The sequence below is a fragment of the Bacillus sp. AY18-3 genome (assembly GCF_008042305.1).
GTDB classification, from domain to species: domain Bacteria; phylum Bacillota; class Bacilli; order Bacillales; family Bacillaceae_G; genus Bacillus_A; species Bacillus_A wiedmannii.
This window is the reverse complement of record NZ_QKQR01000002.1, coordinates 145,172-160,835: the sequence shown is the minus strand read 5'-3', so window position 1 is coordinate 160,835 and position 15,664 is coordinate 145,172. Positions and strand designations below refer to the sequence as shown.

The window sequence follows — 15,664 nt, the reverse complement described above, 5'->3', positions numbered from 1 at the left end:
GCCCCTTATTAAAACGAGGTGAAAAAGAATGTTAGAAAAACGTATACCAATTCCGGTGGCAGAAGCAGTGGCACGTGTAATGAAATACGCTCATCAAGGTGAAATAGAAGAGGTTTCTCTTATAGAAAGTTACGGAAGAATTCTTGGAGAAGATGTTATTGCAGATCATGATGTCCCTCATTTTGATCGCTCTCCATACGACGGGTTTGCGATTCGAGCAGAAGATACAAAAGAAGCAAGTAGCAGTAATCCCATTCTGTTTGAAGTGATTGGTGAAATTGGAGCCGGTTTTGTTTTTACAGAAGAAGTGAAAGCATTTCAAGCTGTCCGTATTATGACAGGAGCCGCAATTCCGAAAGGGTGTAATGCGGTTGTTATGTTAGAGCTAACGGAAGGATTTGAAGAAAAAGAAAAGACGTATATGAAATTAAAACGCTCCTTCGCCGCTGGTGATAACATTTCTTTTAAAGGTGAAGATGTAAAACAAAATACCATCCTTGTGAAAAAAGGGACTGTTATTAACCCTGGAGTAGTGGCGCATCTTTCAACGTTTGGTTATAGTACCGTTCACGTTGTAAAACAGCCGGTTATTGGAATTGTAACGACAGGAAGTGAACTGCTTGAAGTACATGAACAATTAAAGACAGGGAAGATTCGAAATAGTAACTCCTATATGATAGCTGCTCAAGTTGAACGAGCGGGCGGAGTTGTACAGTATTATGGACAATTCGCTGACGATTTTGAGACATGTTATAACACTGTGAAAAAAGCGATAAAAGAAGTCGATATTTTAATTACAACTGGTGGCGTTTCGGTAGGAGACTATGACTATTTACCTGCTATTTATGAGAGATTACGAGCTAATGTACTTTTTAACAAAATGGCGATGCGACCAGGAAGTGTGACAACTGTAGCTGAGCTAGAGGGGAAAATATTATTTGGTCTATCTGGTAATCCTTCTGCTTGTTATGTCGGTTGTGAATTATATGTTCGGCCAGTCATTGGAACATATTTGCATAGAAAAGATTCGCACATATATCGTGCAGAGGCAATATTACAGAAAGACTTTCTGAAAGCAAACCCATTTACTCGTTTTGTACGAGGGAAAGTGGAAATTGTAGATGGAACATTGCAAGCTACACCAGTTGGTTTAGACAAATCTAGTGCAATTTCTTCACTTGCAGAGACGAATGCATGTATCGTCCTGCCGGGAGGAACGAGAGGATTTGAAGCAGGAATAACTGTTTCGGTACTGTTATTAGAATCAAGCACCGGAAGTGAGTGGCCGTGGGAAGAACCACTTCGATCATACAAATAATAGAAAAATAGATTGCTAACTTATACAAAGATAAGAGGTGCGAGATGACACATACGTATTATGAAGTAATTGATACACCTATTTCAATTGAAGAAGTTACAAACAAAGTAATTCTTCGTGAATGTGGCGCAGTTGCAACTTTCATTGGTACTGTTAGAGAATTTACGAAAGGCCGTCGTACGCTATATTTAGAGTATGTAGCATATAAGTCAATGGCGGAGAAACAGCTTAAGAAAATTGGCACCGAAGTAGGAGAGAAGTGGCCTGGGACAAATGTCGCCATTACACATCGCATTGGTACATTACAAATTTCTGATTTTGCTGTTGTCGTCTCTGTTTCTACACCACACCGGAAAGCAGCCTATGAGGCGAACGAATATATTATGGAGCGTATAAAACAAATCGTTCCAATTTGGAAGAAAGAATTTTGGGAAGATGGTGAATCATGGATAGGTGATCAGTTAGAAAAGGTAGCATATGAGAATGATGAGCCTGGAAAGGGGATGAGAATATGATTGAAGTACTATTATTTGCACATTTACAAGAAGAAGTAAGCAAGCCAGCATTACACATAGATTATGAAAATATTACAGTTGCTGAACTAAAGGAAGTCCTTATCACGAAATACAACGTAGCAATTTCAAATGAGATAATGGTCGCTATAAATGAAGAGTATGCAAATGAGGATGACATCATTCAAACTGGCGATGTCATAGCGATAATTCCGCCAGTAAGTGGTGGTTGATTCTTTTCAGCCTAATCATGTAAGGACGTGATTAGGCTGGAGGGAATGAATATAACTATGCATACATAGGAGGGAACAGGATGAAAAGTCCTAATTTTCAATTAAGTTTACAAACTTCTAATCTAGTTATCGGTTTTATGGTATGGGTCATTTTATCATCATTAATGCCTTATATTAAAGCGGATATTCCATTAACTGCGGGACAAATTTCTATGGTAACGGCAGTACCGGTTATTTTAGGTTCTGTTCTTCGCATTCCGATTGGTTATTGGACAAATCGTTTCGGCGCAAGAAAATTATTCTTTATTAGTTTTATTCTATTATTATTTCCTGTCTTTTATATTAGTGTTGCCAATTCAATGATGGATTTAATTATTGGTGGATTATTTGTAGGGATCGGTGGAGCTGTATTCTCCGTAGGCGTAACTTCTTTACCGAAATACTTTCCGAAAGAGAGTCACGGTTTTGTAAATGGTATTTACGGTGTCGGTAACGCCGGAACAGCAATTACTTCGTTTTTAGCACCTGTCATTGCAACTTCAGTTGGCTGGAGAACGACAGTACAGTGTTATTTAGTTTTACTTGCAGCGTTTGCACTTATGAACTTTTTATTAGGCGATCGTAAGGAGAAAAAGGTGAATACGCCACTAATGGAACAAATAAAAGGTGTATATAAAAATGAAAAACTTTGGTTTCTATGTATCTTTTATTTTTTAACATTCGGATCGTTTGTTGCATTTACCGTATACTTACCAAACTTCTTAGTATCTCACTTCGGATTAGAGAAAGTGGATGCAGGTATGCGGACAGCTGGATTCATCGTATTAGCAACAATTATGCGTCCGATTGGTGGTTGGCTTGGTGATAAGTTTAACCCGTTTAAAATATTAATTTTCGTATTTATCGGTTTAACACTTTCAGGTATTATTTTATCATTTATGCCTAGTATGAACGTGTATACATTTGGTTGCCTACTAGTCGCATTTTGTGCAGGGATTGGTAATGGTACAATCTTCAAGCTTGTTCCCATGTACTTCTCAGAACAAGCTGGTATTGTAAATGGACTCGTTTCAGCTTTAGGCGGACTAGGAGGGTTCTTCCCGCCCCTAATTTTAACTTTACTATTCCAACTAACAGGCCATTATGCAATTGGATTTATGGCATTATCAGAAGTCGCACTTGCTTGTTTAATCATTACAGTGTGGATGTATAGTCAGGAAAAGCTGTTAGTGATGTTAAAAAATCATTAATAAAGAAAAAGAACCATCCTAAAGTAATCTAGGATGGTTCTTTTAGTAATAGGCTTCGATATGTTTTTTATTGCTAGCTTAACAAACACTTGTATTCTAAAATAATGTGGTTTAAAAATGAAAAACAGAAGTTTTATGGAATTTTATGTTAAAATATAGATATCAGATGTTATTCAATTAAAGGGCAAGTTAGTTAAAGGGATATTAAATCTATTCCAAAGATTGAGCTAATTTTTAGAATACAAATATTTAATCGGATCGGGGTGTTTAGATGAAAAAATTATATAAGTCTACTCAAGATAAACAAGTTTCAGGTGTACTAGGTGGCTTAAGTGATAAGTATGGAATTGATGTAAGTATCCTTCGCATAGTAACTGCATTATCCACTTTTTTTTCTAGCGGATTTACAGTGTTACTTTATATAATAGCTGCAATTGTTTTGCCTACAGATAAAGATATTAAGAGATAAATGTATGAACTTAAATCTAATTCTACAATCGAGAACGCTGTTTTTTGTCTATTGAAAGTTTCCAAAGTAAAAGCTACAGTACGATTGTTATAAGACTGAAATGAACAAACGAAAAATCCTCATAAAACATTCGGAATATATCGAGAACGAAAATAATAACTTTTGAATGAAACGACGACTATTGATCGCTAACGAATCGATAAATAGTCGCTCTTTTCTAAAAACTATATATTAATATAAATATATAGGAATATCCCGAAAATTTAAAAATATATGACGGTATTTATAACAAGAAAAAACTTCATGTTTTTTAGGGCCAGATTTTTTGGTAAGGCTAATGGATATTATGAAAAAGTACACTTAAAATAAAGTTTAGGTCGATAAGATAAAATTATGAATTTGTATAAATAATCCATAATTTTCTTTATGAGTCATATTTGATATGTTAAAGAAAAGAGAGGGGAGGGAAATGAAATGAGAATTTTTGATGCACATTTTCATATTATTGATTTTAATTTTCCGATTATTGAGAACCAAGGGTATTTTCCACCCAACTTTGTTGTAGAAGATTATCAGAATGAATCTCCTAATTTGAATGTAATTGGTGGAGCGATCGTATCTGGTTCTTTCCAAGGGTTTGATCAAGAATATTTATTAAAGGCACTAAAACAGTTGGGTTCAACATTTTGTGGCGTAACACAATTACCTTTTACAGTGACGGATGAAGAAATACTAAATTTAAATGAAAATGGGGTAAAAGCATTACGCTTTAATATTAAAAGAGGTGGTTCAGAAGATTTATCGAAGCTGGATTACTTTGCTAGAAGAGTTCATGATTTAGTAGGATGGCATAGTGAGCTTTATATGGATGCAAAAGAGTTGCCCGAAATTGCATCCACTATAGAAAAATTACCAGCTATATCAATTGACCATTTAGGGTTATCAGAAGAAGGTTTACCACATTTATTAAAACTAGTTGATAAAGGGGTACATGTGAAAGCTACTGGTTTTGGTCGTGTCGAATTAGATGTTGAGAATGCCTTAAAGTCGATTTATGAAGTTAACCCATATGCACTTATGTTTGGAACAGATTTACCATCTACAAGAGCAAAAAGACCTTTTGAGTATGGAGATATCAAATTGATTCAACAGCTATTTGATGAACAAGCTACCGATAACATCCTGTATACGAATGCTTTTAAATGGTATTTTGGGTAGCGTCATGGTCTACATTTGAATTAAATGTTTCCAAATTTAGTAAAGTGTTTAATCAAACTAAAATATATGTAGAATGAGGTTTTAAATGTTTGTTTTTATTATATTAGACGTAATATTACCAATATTAATATTGATGCTAATTGGTGCAATCTTACAAAGGAAGTTCCAATTTAACTTAAAGCAGCTATCAACACTTATTAATTATTGCTTGATGCCAGCGGCTGTATTTGTGAATATATATGATATTAGTATAGAAACAGGTTTGTTGCTCCAGATAATATACTATTTAATACTTTACAGTCTGAGTGTGATGATAGTAAGTCATTTCATTTCAAAGACATTAAAGTTAGAAAAAGGAGAAAGTGCAGCTCTAAAAAATAGCATTTCGTTAATGAATTCTGGTAATTATGGATTACCAGTAAGTCAATTGATTTTTAGTCACAATCCAGTAGGGGTTTCCATTCAGATTTTTATTGTAATTTTTCAGAATCTTTTAACTTATTCATATGGGATATATAACTTACTATCAGCAACAAAAACAATCGGGGGTATTATTCAATCATTTCTAAGACTGCCTGTATTTCATGCGCTCGTATTAGGGATTCTCTTTCAATCGTTTACAATTCAAATACCCAATTCTATCTTTCTACCTCTTAATCAGCTTGCGAATAGTTTTGTTGCCATAGCACTCATATTGCTAGGAGCACAATTATCCAATATTAAGCTTAATTTTTTCCATCGAGTCATAACATGGGCTTTAATTGGAAGGTTACTGATGGGACCATTATTAGCACTTGCCATGATCTACCTACTAAACATTGATGGTATTGTTGCACAATCATTATTTATTGCAAGTTCTTTTCCTACTTCAAGAAATACATCAACGATTGCTATGGAATATCAAATAGAGCCTGAATTACATGCACAAATCGTTTTGTTTTCAACACTTTTCAGCATTATTACAGTAACTGTCGTTATTTATTTGTCATATATTTTGTTTTGAATATACATGCAAAAACGATTAGATTTGAGGCGGTAAATGATGGACAGAAATCCCATCGATATGAGAGGGAAACAGTCTTTGATATATTAGGTGTCGTTTACAATTGTACCATGCCTAATAATCAAGCGGCTTAATTCAAAAAAGGAACCAAAACAAAAAGAACAAACGCTTCTAAAAAACGTTTGTCCAAAGGTAATTACTATTTTAGCTAAGAAATAGATTATAATTTGTGAGTACGAGAAAGCTTTTTTATAAGTTTAGGAAATATAGATGTTAGTTCCTGCTTCAAACGCTTCGTAAATGATGGATTCTTACCTGAAGTTGAAATCGTGACAACATATTCACCATTTCGTATGACACCAGGTGTGTGAAACGATGAGTCTGTACCATCACTTACAACATTAACCCACTGGAAATCATGGGCGGCCTGTTTGACCATCATATTCACATCATGTTGATTTGTAGCTGCATAAATAAGATGAGCATCTTTAATATCATCATTACTAAAAGTTTTTTGCTTCCAAGTAATATAAGGTAGTTCCTTCATTTCCTCGCAAATTTCTGGGCTGATAATGGTGACAAAAGCGCCTGTATCTTTTAATCCAGACGCTTTTCGATATGCAATTTTACCTCCACCAACTATAACAACTACTTTTTTATTTAGATTAAGCATAAGAGGGTACATGTTATACATACACACATTCCTCCATTCGTTCTAATAATGTCAATTTCATATATGTATCAAACTGAAGACAGTTACAAGTCGTGATGTGAGCATGTTTTTTTGTATGCAACTTAATTTTTTGAAGCAACAATCCGGTAAAGAGAAGGTACGGCATGACATATACATGGGACGCAGTCGATGTTATAGCCTTGAGCTCAGCAGTAAAAGAGGGTGCTCCTTTCGTTAAAAAGGAGCACGATACTGGCATGCCGAGTTTTCGTTCGATAGCTGCTCCGATTTGTTGTAACTCATGTATCGGCTGTGGATCACTGCTACCTCTTCCTACGAGTAAAATACTACTATCTTGCATTGGCATAGTTTCACGTATTCTTTTCACTACAAGTTCCACCATATGTGGATGCGTACTGAAGGGTGGTACAACTGAAAATGTTATTTGTGGATATTTCTTTTGTAGTTGCTCTATTTCAAAAGGAATATCACGTTTATAGTGAGCTGCTGCAAATAATAAAACAGGTACAATCATTATTTCAGTTGCTCCCTCTAGTATCGTTTCTGTAACTGCATCCGAAATGGTAGGTGTCGTTAGTTCTAGGAAAGCTATTTTTTGAATTCTTTCGTTACGTTCTTTCATAACAGATTGAATAAAGTGAATGAATTGTTCATTACCTTCTTGCAGGCGACTACCGTGTCCAACATATACAATTCCTTTCATTGTCCCACCGTGTCTTTCTTCATAATCATGTCTTGTAATTGTTGATCTACGTTATGAAACCCGACTTTCTTCGCATAGTGTAAAGTTGGAATGTCGGTATATGAGAAGGGAAGAGTAAGAATATCAATAAAGCTAAGGCGTTTTATTTCTGATAGAAATGTATCAATTGAGGCACGTCCTTCAAATACAATACTATCCCATGAGAATTCAGAAAGCATACGAGAATGGACTTCATCGAAACGATGATCAATTGTATACGCATGAGTCATCATATATGACCCGGCACCAATTTTCTCTTGAATAAAAGCAATTCGATTAATATTTCTGCCTAAATAAACAGTAGTATCGGAAGAGTACTCTGCTTGTTTACTTAGTAGCCCATATTGCATCAGTTTTTCTTGAGTGGCAACGTTCAAATATTGCAGTTTCGCCTGTAAGGAACGAATATCTTTCTGATGTTTACTACATGATCGCATCAATATTTCTACAATTTCAGCTGAACAAAAAACAAGGCGATCAACGTTAAAAATTTCATTGATTTGTTCAAGTGTTAATATGTATTCTGCTTTTTTGAAAGTAGGAATTTGATATATTTCTGCACCGGCTTCTTGTAACTTTTGCTTCATTGAACTTGTTTTATTCGTTGCGGATGCAAATAAAACTTTTTTACCATGTAATGGTTTACGTTCTTTCCAAGCGATTTGATTACGTAAGGAAACGACATCACCAACAATTGTCATGGATGGATTTGAAATATTCTCGCTTTTGACGATAGGAACAATGGTTGAAAGTGTTCCTGTGACAACGCGTTGCTTTCCGGTTGTACCCCATTCAATGACGGCTACTGGCGTATCTTTTTTCTTTCCTGCTTGTAGTAAGTTTTCACAAATTGTAGGTAAGTTTTTTATACCCATGTAGTAGGCAATTGTGTCACTATTGTGGGATGAATTATATTTTCCATGATCGGTTAAAGGCCCTTTTGCATGCCCAGTTAATAAAGTGACGCTATTACTGTAGTTACGGTGGGTGAGGGGGATACCTGCATAGCTACTAGCGGCGATGCTAGATGTAATACCTGGTATGATTTCATATGGAACGTTCGCTGCTGCTAAAGTTTCTGCTTCTTCACCAACACGGCCGAAAATAGATGGATCTCCGCCCTTTAATCGGACAACGATTTTTCCTTCTTGTGCGAATTGAAGGAGGTGGGCGTTAATCATTTCTTGTCGCATAATATGATTCTTTGGCATTTTGCCGCAATAAATAAGTTCACATGTTTCTTTTGTATAACTAAGAAAGAAAGGGTTTAATAAACGGTCATATAAAACGATATCTGCACGCTTTAAACAATCTATCGCTTTCTTTGTAATAAGCCCTTCATCACCTGGTCCTGCACCAACTAAATATACATATCCGTTCATCATCGCACCTCTTCTATTTTTATTTAAAAGGAAGCCAGAGGAGGCTTCCTTTCGAAAATTACATGTATAAATAAATGTCACCATCAATAACTTCTACTTCGTATGTTTGAATACAGCCGTCATCAGGTTTTTGAACTTCACCTGTTAGTAATGAAATTTTCCAATCATGCAGTGGACAAAAAACGAATTCACCAGATACAATTCCTTCGGCTAATGGTCCGTTTTTATGAGGACAACGATTTTCTACAGCTCGAATATCGCCATTTGAAAGGCGGAATAGGGCGATAGACATACCTTTCATTTGCACTTCTTTACCGATTTGAATAGGAAGGTCTTCCGCACGCATAACTTTTATTTTTTCTTTCGTTTGTATCATATAGATCACAGCTCCTTATTTCACAGTTTCTACTTCATACATCGCTTTTAATGACTTCGTTTCTAGTGCTTGTCCCCACGCTTCCGTATATGTGCTACGAGCTGTTTGGAAGCGTTCATTTAGCGTAGTCACCATACTTGCATCTTGTAGTATTTCTTTTATGTGATCGAAACCTAAACGTTCTGTCCAGTAGGCAGTACGCTCTCCGTAAATACCAGTTTCACGATAATATTGCATGTAAGCTGTAGCGATGCGAAGGACATCATCTTCAGTAGGGACAATCATTACAAAATCAGCTTCGCGTACTTCTGTACCACCATTTCCACCAATATAAAGTTGGTATCCATTTTCGACACAAACAACGCCAAAATCTTTCGTCAGTACTTCCGCACAGTTACGCGGACAACCCGTTACACCCATCTTCATTTTATGGGGTGTATCTACCATTTCTAATGATTGTTCAAGGAGCATACCAAGTCCTAATGAATCTTTCGTACCGAAACGGCAGAAGAGAGAACCAACACATGATTTTACATTACGAAGCGATTTTGAATACGCATACCCCGAAGTCATATGTAAGTCAGACCATACGTTAGGTAAATCTTGTTTTTTTACACCATATAAGCCGATTCGACTCGCACCTGTAATTTTCACAAGAGGGACGTCATATTTTTTCGCAACTTCAGCAATTTTCATTAAATCATCAGCTGTTGTAACGCCTCCGTACATACGTGGAATAACAGAAAATGTACCATCGTGCTGAATGTTACCATTCATTCTTTCATTAACGAAACGAGATGATTTATCATCTTCATATTCTTCAGGAATCGCCATCCGTAAGTAGTAATTTAAAGCAGGGCGACATTTTGAACAGCCGTCTTCATGTGCAAAACCAAGAACATTGCGTACTTCTTTTGGAGATTTTAAACCTTTCTCGTGAATGGCGGCTACGACTTCATCACGTGATAAAGTTGTACATCCGCACATACCAGCAGACTGCGCAGAAGCATCAAAAGCATCTCCGAGTGTATGAGATAAAACTTGTTCCACAAGCGGACGACATTTACCACAAGATCCTGCGGCTTTCGTGCAGCCTTTTACTTCTTCAAAAGTAGTTAACTCTTGCTCTAAAATGGCATGAACGATTGTACCTTTCGTAACACCATTACATCCACAAATCGTGTCATCTGCACTCATTGTAGCAACGTCAAGTTCACTTTCTTCACCAGCTTTGTGAAGAAGGGAAGCGGCTGTATATTCTTGTATATCCTCTTCTTTCTTTAACATGCTAAAGAGGCGTGTGCCATCAGCTGTGTCACCATATAAAACGATACCGACGACTTTATTATCACGAATTAATACTTTTTTATAGGAACGTTTACATTCATCAAATATTGAAATTGCTTTCGTCTGATCATCTTCATAAATTTGGCCAGCAGAGAATAAATCACAACCAGCAACTTTTAATTGCGTACCGACGATACTGCCCGTATATCCATCAGTTTGTAAATTCGTTATATGTTTCGCTAATATTGCGCCTTGTTCATAAAGAGGGGCAACAAGTCCATATGCGATACCATCATGTTCTGCACATTCGCCAACTGCATAAATGGATTCATCATTTGTAAGCATATAGTCATTGACTACAATGCCTCGATTGACAATGAGACCAGCATCTCTTGCTATTTTCGTATTTGGTCGTATTCCGACAGCCATTACGATTAAATCACAATCTACAACTTCACCATCTTCAAATTGAATGCCCTCAACATAGTCTGTACCAAGAATTTTTACAGTTTTCTTTTCCATTAAAAACTTCATGCCTTGTGCTTCTAAATCTTCACGCAATAGAGAAGCTGCTTTCGTATCTAGTTGTTGCTCCATTAAGCTAGGCATTAAATGAACAACATGTACGTCCATTCCTAAGTCAATTAGACCTCTTGCGGCTTCTAAACCGAGTAACCCGCCACCAATGACAACGGCCTTTTTCTTTTCTTTAGCGGTATCTATCATAAATTGTGTATCTTCAATAGTTCGAAATCCTGTTACACCGGGAAGTGTGGAACCTTCAACAGGTAAAATAAAAGCACTAGAACCTGTTGCAATAATGAGCTTGTCATATGTAAGAGTACGATTCTTTTCTGTAATAATAATTTTTTCTTCTCGGTTAATACTTTGAACTCTTTCGTTTGTATACAAAGTTATTTCGTTTTCATCGTACCAACTATATTCATTCATAATGATATCTTGCATATTTGTTTTGCCTTGTAAAACATGAGAGAGCATAATACGGTTGTAGTTTGGATGCGGTTCATCTCCAAAAATAGTAATCTCATAGGAATCACTATCATGTTTTAATATTTCTTCCATACAGTGTATGCCAGCCATACCATTTCCGATCATAACTAAACGTTTTTTCATTTTTGTTTCCCCTTTTTATGTGAAATGTTGAACAAATGATTATATTTTTATTATAGAAAATCAAAAAAGGGGGAGATGTGATATTTATCACACTTATATAATGATTCACAAATTGTTAAAATTCGGATTTGTGTGAGGGGGGCGTGGATATTTTTCGCAAAATAAAAAAGCAGGACATAAGTATTTACACTCATGTCCTGCACTTGATTTATGCTCTCGTAATGGCACGTGGAAATAAAATATTATTTTCTAAATGAATATGCTCAAATAAATCAGACTCTAGCGCTTCAAGACGTTGATAAACAAGTCGATAAGTGCCGCAAGCTCCTTCTGGCGGCGTAAAGTCATTTGTCACTTTACGAAGTTCTTTTATAATATTTCCGGCGTGGCTATGTTCATTTTCCAACTCATCTACTACCTTGCTTAACTTTTCATAGTTTTCATCAGTTGGATTTTGTTCAAATTCTAAAATTAATGGGAAATCTTCCGTTTCTTCTTTAATTAAATGCTGTTCTAATTCCATTTTAAGTTCATGAAACAGCTTATGAATTTGAGCTAAATGAGGTTGATTTGCTCCATGAACGCGTAATACTTTCGTCACATATGGACTTAACTGCGGTAACTCTTCATTTAAATAACGATGATGCTTATGAATTACATAATCAATCAATTCACGATAAGAAGCATTTTTCCAATCAATTTCAGATTCATTTAATCGTTTCGTATTATGATAAAGTGTATTTAACTTTGTAATTACTTCAGAAGCCGATAAATTTCTTTCATGAATTGCATCAATAAGCGGCTTATTACCACCACAACAAAAATCTATTCTATATGATTTAAAAAGATCACTAGCTTTCGGAAATTGTGTAACAATCTCACCAACAATTGAAGTTTCAGTAAATGTATGTTCCATATGAATGCCTCCATAAAGTTTAAATGTAATATCTAAATTAAGAATAGCGATAAATGAAAAACAATGTGGTGATTGAAATCACTTATTATGTGTCTGATTTGAGAATAATAAAATGAGTTTTATAAAAGGAAGAGGGAGGGGAGGTAAATAGTTGCAATACTATGTAATAAAAAAGAAGCTTACTAGAAGCTTCTTTTTTTATTACTATTTTTCACATGCGACTCCATCACCATCACGATCAAGTTTAGAACTATAACCTGGTTGGTCTCTATATAAAGGAGCTTTCCCAGCACTTTTAACTGCGGCACAATTTGCGTAAGTTACATTACTATTGTTACTTACAGCAGGTTGTGTTTGAGCTTGCTGTGCTTTTTTCTGTTCCTCTTGTTGTTTACGAGCTTGCTCATCAGCCTGGCGTTTTTGTTCCTCTTGTTGTTTACGGGCTTGCTCATCAGCCTGGCGTTTTTGCTCTTCTTGTTGTTTACGAGCTTGTTCATCAGCTAGACGTTTTTGCTCTTCTTGTTGTTTGCGAGCTTGCTCTTCGGCTTGGCGTTTTTCATCCTCTTGCTTACGAGCTTGTTCTTCCGCTTGACGCTTCTTATCTTCTTGCTTTTGAGTTTTTTCATCTGCTTCTTTCTTTGCTGCTTCATCTTTTTTGTCGCTATCTTTTTGTTCTGCATTGTTAGATGCAACTTTTTTACTAGTAGCTGACGTCTTTTCAGAAGAAGGGTTTGAAATACTTGATAACGCACCAAAAATGACAAATAAAATAGCAGTGATAATAAATTGTTTTTTTGCTACACCTGTCTTTTTAATTACGGATAAGATTGCTAGAACAAGGAAAAAAATAAATAAAATTAAACTTAAAGTAGCAAAAAAATCGATGACTGGGTGTTCAGATTTTGTAGTGCCCATTCCTATTAAGAGAATTGAAATCATAAAAAGAATAACAGTAGGACGACCATATTGTTTTGCTTTTCCATTTTTCTTAAAGAATGAAATGATACATAGTATTAAAAGAATAAAAGCAATAAAAAATAAAGCTGCACCAATATTACTCAAAATCGTCATTTTATACCTCCATTTGTAAGATTTTCACTATTGATTATATAGGAACTTATTGGATATTACACGATTTATATAGATTTAGAAAATTAGTATTTTTAATAGACTTATAAACATTTATTTCATATATAAGGAAAAATGGATATATTCCCTATTACATTTTCAAAGAGAATTCATAAAGTATAATATAACGATTGAAAGGAGGGGGTTTAAATGGAATTTCAATTATTGGTAACTTGTATATTACAAGAAGGTAATGCTTTCTTTTTAGTAACGAAAGTAGACGATGTTATTACGTTAAAAGTACCGATTACTGCGGGAGTAGCAGGTTTATTCTTAGCTTTAGGTGTACCAAGATGTTCTTAATTTAAGTTTCTAGAGTAGAAGGGAAGGGATATACCTTTCTCTTCTACTCTTACATAATATGATTATGTAAACTAAAATATTGTTTTGTAATAGCACGTTTAAAATGGACATGCATATACTATAATGTTTCATTGGATGTTAGTGATGAAAGGTAGTTTTCACACGTGCATGTAGTGATGTTCATTAAGTTATGAAATTAAAGAGGTGCTATTATATATGAAAAGAAGAACATTGGATATTCCAGTTACATTGCGAAGAGAGTGGTTTTTAATAGAATTAGCCCATTTAACGAAAAAATATGGAATTGAAATTGCAACTAGCAAAATGGAAGCTGCACCGTTTTTAAGAGATCAAGTTACGGAATCAAAAATAGGATCAGGCCTCCAATATGATAAATATGATGATGAGTATATCTTTGAAAATTAAAGGATACCAGCAAAAAAATTCTTTATAACAAAATATAAAATAAAGCAGATTCTAAATATGGAATCTGCTTTATTATGAAATACTTCTAGTCAACTATCCTCTTTCTAGTGTTTTTCCTACATATTTTTCTTGTGTTATTCCAAAAGATTCACGAAGAATGCGAGCATAATCTTTTGATTCTATTGGTCGTTTATTTTTTGTGCCTTTAAAGGTTTCTGTATAATTTTTATTTGTTAATGATACGTGACCATAATCAGTTAATTTACAAGTAATAGCCCCTTTATTAAAAGGCGATTCTTTATGCTCTACAATCACTTTTTGAATGTTATTCACTTTTTTCTCATTTATTGGATGTAAAGTGAAAGCATAGCCTATTTTCCATTCGTGTGAAGGTTCAGATTGCAAGAAATTTGTAGATTCCCCGTTAGCTCCTTTTCTCATTTCTAAAATGTGTGTACCTTTTCGGGTAGTTTGTTTGCGAATTCGATATTCTCCCGTTTGAGAAGAAATCACTTCTCCGTTAAAAGGGACGGGATGTAGAGGTAGATGAGATGCAAAACCTGCGTCTATAACATAATCTTTATAATTATGATTTAATATGATAATGACATGACCATCATCGGGTTTCCATTTATTATCGTAAAGATCATAAACAGTACCAGCTACTTTATATACTTGAAACCCACAATCCATTAAAAAGTAATACAATAAGGAGTTTAATTCATAACAAAGACCGCCTCGTTTTTGAATTAGTAACTTTTCTACTAAGTTATTTTTTGAGATGTTTTTAATAGTACCAGCCATAATATCGAGATTTTCATAGGGGAGAATCAAGCCCATTTTCAAGAGAATTTCATCTAAATCATTAAATGTTATTTCTTTTGCAGGAATTTTTAGTCGTTTAAAAAACTCCTTTTGTAAATTGGTCATCATAAAGCATTCTCCTTTCTTTTTACAGAATTTTCTTCTGCTCACCGATAGGTTAGTACTTATAAAAGTTTAATTCAAGTCTGCGAAAATTATCATAATATATGTTTCTCGAAATATTATTTTCTATTCGGAAATTTCAGTTTAAAATTTAATGGTAGGAAAGTCTTACAGTATAAGCCTCTATTCGTTTGTTTTGTATAAAATTAAATAAAAGTACATATCTTCATTAATCTTTTTTATAACTAGGTGGTAATAAAGTGTTTTTTTCCTAAAGTTTTTTCAAGATTTGTATACTTTATATAGACAATAATGATTTAGAGATATTTGGATTTAGTACGGTTAA

General features: G+C 34.7%; 17 protein-coding genes. 9 read left to right on the top strand and 8 right to left on the bottom strand.

From position 1 onward, the window contains the following. The first annotated feature begins 28 nt into the window (after positions 1–28). The 7 genes from DM800_RS01335 (at position 29) to DM800_RS01305 (ending at position 6,003) form a co-directional block, all read left to right on the top strand. Positions 29–1,318: a molybdopterin molybdotransferase MoeA gene (locus DM800_RS01335; RefSeq protein ID WP_147786255.1), complete on the top strand. Its 1,290-nt coding sequence runs from the start codon at positions 29–31 to the stop codon at positions 1,316–1,318. A gap of 44 nt (positions 1,319–1,362) precedes the next feature. Further along, positions 1,363–1,833, top strand: a complete 471-nt coding sequence (locus DM800_RS01330; protein WP_147786254.1) for a molybdenum cofactor biosynthesis protein MoaE — start codon at positions 1,363–1,365, stop codon at positions 1,831–1,833. Continuing rightward, on the top strand, positions 1,830–2,063 hold the full coding sequence (gene moaD / locus DM800_RS01325; protein WP_046953625.1) for a molybdopterin converting factor subunit 1: 234 nt from the start codon (positions 1,830–1,832) through the stop codon (positions 2,061–2,063). The genes DM800_RS01330 and moaD overlap by 4 nt, the downstream gene beginning before the upstream one ends. 80 nt (positions 2,064–2,143) lie before the next feature. Further along, positions 2,144–3,313: a nitrate transporter NarK gene (gene narK / locus DM800_RS01320; RefSeq protein WP_000841864.1), complete on the top strand. Its 1,170-nt coding sequence runs from the start codon at positions 2,144–2,146 to the stop codon at positions 3,311–3,313. Between the two features lie 271 nt (positions 3,314–3,584). Further along, on the top strand, positions 3,585–3,782 hold the full coding sequence (locus tag DM800_RS01315; protein ID WP_147786253.1) for a PspC domain-containing protein: 198 nt from the start codon (positions 3,585–3,587) through the stop codon (positions 3,780–3,782). Positions 3,783–4,256: 474 nt separating this feature from the next. Further along, the gene (locus DM800_RS01310) at positions 4,257–5,000 is read left to right on the top strand and encodes an amidohydrolase family protein (protein WP_088063162.1); all 744 of its coding nucleotides are present in this window, start codon (positions 4,257–4,259) and stop codon (positions 4,998–5,000) included. 85 nt (positions 5,001–5,085) lie between these two features. Continuing rightward, the gene (locus tag DM800_RS01305; RefSeq protein ID WP_147786252.1) at positions 5,086–6,003 is read left to right on the top strand and encodes an AEC family transporter; all 918 of its coding nucleotides are present in this window, start codon (positions 5,086–5,088) and stop codon (positions 6,001–6,003) included. A 220-nt stretch (positions 6,004–6,223) separates the two neighbouring features. On the opposite strand, the gene DM800_RS01300 is transcribed toward DM800_RS01305, so the two are convergent. From DM800_RS01300 to DM800_RS01270, 7 genes are all read right to left on the bottom strand, one after another. Continuing rightward, on the bottom strand, positions 6,224–6,697 hold the full coding sequence (locus tag DM800_RS01300) for a precorrin-2 dehydrogenase (protein ID WP_147786251.1): 474 nt from the start codon (positions 6,695–6,697) through the stop codon (positions 6,224–6,226). Then, positions 6,690–7,400 carry a sirohydrochlorin chelatase gene (locus DM800_RS01295; RefSeq protein ID WP_147786250.1) on the bottom strand — a complete coding sequence of 237 codons (711 nt, stop codon included), beginning with the start codon at positions 7,398–7,400 and terminating at the stop codon, positions 6,690–6,692. The genes DM800_RS01300 and DM800_RS01295 overlap by 8 nt, the downstream gene beginning before the upstream one ends. Beyond that, entirely contained in the window at positions 7,397–8,821 is a 1,425-nt protein-coding gene (locus DM800_RS01290) for a uroporphyrin-III C-methyltransferase (protein ID WP_147786249.1), read from the bottom strand. Before DM800_RS01290 ends, DM800_RS01295 begins: the two co-directional genes overlap by 4 nt. A gap of 58 nt (positions 8,822–8,879) precedes the next feature. Beyond that, complete coding sequence (gene nirD / locus DM800_RS01285) at positions 8,880–9,197, bottom strand: nitrite reductase small subunit NirD (RefSeq protein ID WP_000616693.1); 318 nt, start codon at positions 9,195–9,197, stop codon at positions 8,880–8,882. 15 nt (positions 9,198–9,212) lie between these two features. Beyond that, positions 9,213–11,618 (bottom strand): NADPH-nitrite reductase large subunit, encoded by a 2,406-nt coding sequence (gene nirB, locus DM800_RS01280; protein ID WP_147786248.1) that lies wholly within the window; start codon positions 11,616–11,618, stop codon positions 9,213–9,215. A 208-nt stretch (positions 11,619–11,826) separates the two neighbouring features. Continuing rightward, positions 11,827–12,534, bottom strand: a complete 708-nt coding sequence (gene ric, locus DM800_RS01275; protein ID WP_060488596.1) for an iron-sulfur cluster repair di-iron protein — start codon at positions 12,532–12,534, stop codon at positions 11,827–11,829. A 204-nt stretch (positions 12,535–12,738) separates the two neighbouring features. Beyond that, positions 12,739–13,605, bottom strand: coding sequence for an excalibur calcium-binding domain-containing protein (locus DM800_RS01270; protein WP_147786247.1), 867 nt, complete (start codon positions 13,603–13,605; stop codon positions 12,739–12,741). 207 nt (positions 13,606–13,812) lie between these two features. Here DM800_RS01270 and exsG point away from each other — a divergent pair, with 207 nt between their 5' ends. Both exsG and DM800_RS01260 read left to right on the top strand, forming a co-directional pair. Continuing rightward, complete coding sequence (gene exsG, locus DM800_RS01265) at positions 13,813–13,965, top strand: exosporium protein ExsG (protein ID WP_000395678.1); 153 nt, start codon at positions 13,813–13,815, stop codon at positions 13,963–13,965. A 216-nt stretch (positions 13,966–14,181) separates the two neighbouring features. After that, positions 14,182–14,391 (top strand): hypothetical protein, encoded by a 210-nt coding sequence (locus DM800_RS01260; RefSeq protein WP_147786246.1) that lies wholly within the window; start codon positions 14,182–14,184, stop codon positions 14,389–14,391. A 93-nt stretch (positions 14,392–14,484) separates the two neighbouring features. Here the strand turns inward: DM800_RS01260 and DM800_RS01255 are convergent, their stop codons facing one another. Further along, positions 14,485–15,324 (bottom strand): arylamine N-acetyltransferase family protein, encoded by an 840-nt coding sequence (locus tag DM800_RS01255; RefSeq protein WP_097907125.1) that lies wholly within the window; start codon positions 15,322–15,324, stop codon positions 14,485–14,487. Between the last annotated feature and the right edge of the window lie 340 nt (positions 15,325–15,664).

Coding starts and splice junctions, on each gene's coding strand:
- DM800_RS01335 (WP_147786255.1), top strand. CDS start 29: ATGTTAGAAAAACGTATACCAATTCCGGTGGCAGAAGCAGTGGCACGT.
- DM800_RS01330 (WP_147786254.1), top strand. CDS start 1,363: ATGACACATACGTATTATGAAGTAATTGATACACCTATTTCAATTGAA.
- moaD (WP_046953625.1), top strand. CDS start 1,830: ATGATTGAAGTACTATTATTTGCACATTTACAAGAAGAAGTAAGCAAG.
- narK (WP_000841864.1), top strand. CDS start 2,144: ATGAAAAGTCCTAATTTTCAATTAAGTTTACAAACTTCTAATCTAGTT.
- DM800_RS01315 (WP_147786253.1), top strand. CDS start 3,585: ATGAAAAAATTATATAAGTCTACTCAAGATAAACAAGTTTCAGGTGTA.
- DM800_RS01310 (WP_088063162.1), top strand. CDS start 4,257: ATGAGAATTTTTGATGCACATTTTCATATTATTGATTTTAATTTTCCG.
- DM800_RS01305 (WP_147786252.1), top strand. CDS start 5,086: ATGTTTGTTTTTATTATATTAGACGTAATATTACCAATATTAATATTG.
- DM800_RS01300 (WP_147786251.1), bottom strand. CDS start 6,697: ATGTATAACATGTACCCTCTTATGCTTAATCTAAATAAAAAAGTAGTT.
- DM800_RS01295 (WP_147786250.1), bottom strand. CDS start 7,400: ATGAAAGGAATTGTATATGTTGGACACGGTAGTCGCCTGCAAGAAGGT.
- DM800_RS01290 (WP_147786249.1), bottom strand. CDS start 8,821: ATGAACGGATATGTATATTTAGTTGGTGCAGGACCAGGTGATGAAGGG.
- nirD (WP_000616693.1), bottom strand. CDS start 9,197: ATGATACAAACGAAAGAAAAAATAAAAGTTATGCGTGCGGAAGACCTT.
- nirB (WP_147786248.1), bottom strand. CDS start 11,618: ATGAAAAAACGTTTAGTTATGATCGGAAATGGTATGGCTGGCATACAC.
- ric (WP_060488596.1), bottom strand. CDS start 12,534: ATGGAACATACATTTACTGAAACTTCAATTGTTGGTGAGATTGTTACA.
- DM800_RS01270 (WP_147786247.1), bottom strand. CDS start 13,605: ATGACGATTTTGAGTAATATTGGTGCAGCTTTATTTTTTATTGCTTTT.
- exsG (WP_000395678.1), top strand. CDS start 13,813: ATGGAATTTCAATTATTGGTAACTTGTATATTACAAGAAGGTAATGCT.
- DM800_RS01260 (WP_147786246.1), top strand. CDS start 14,182: ATGAAAAGAAGAACATTGGATATTCCAGTTACATTGCGAAGAGAGTGG.
- DM800_RS01255 (WP_097907125.1), bottom strand. CDS start 15,324: ATGATGACCAATTTACAAAAGGAGTTTTTTAAACGACTAAAAATTCCT.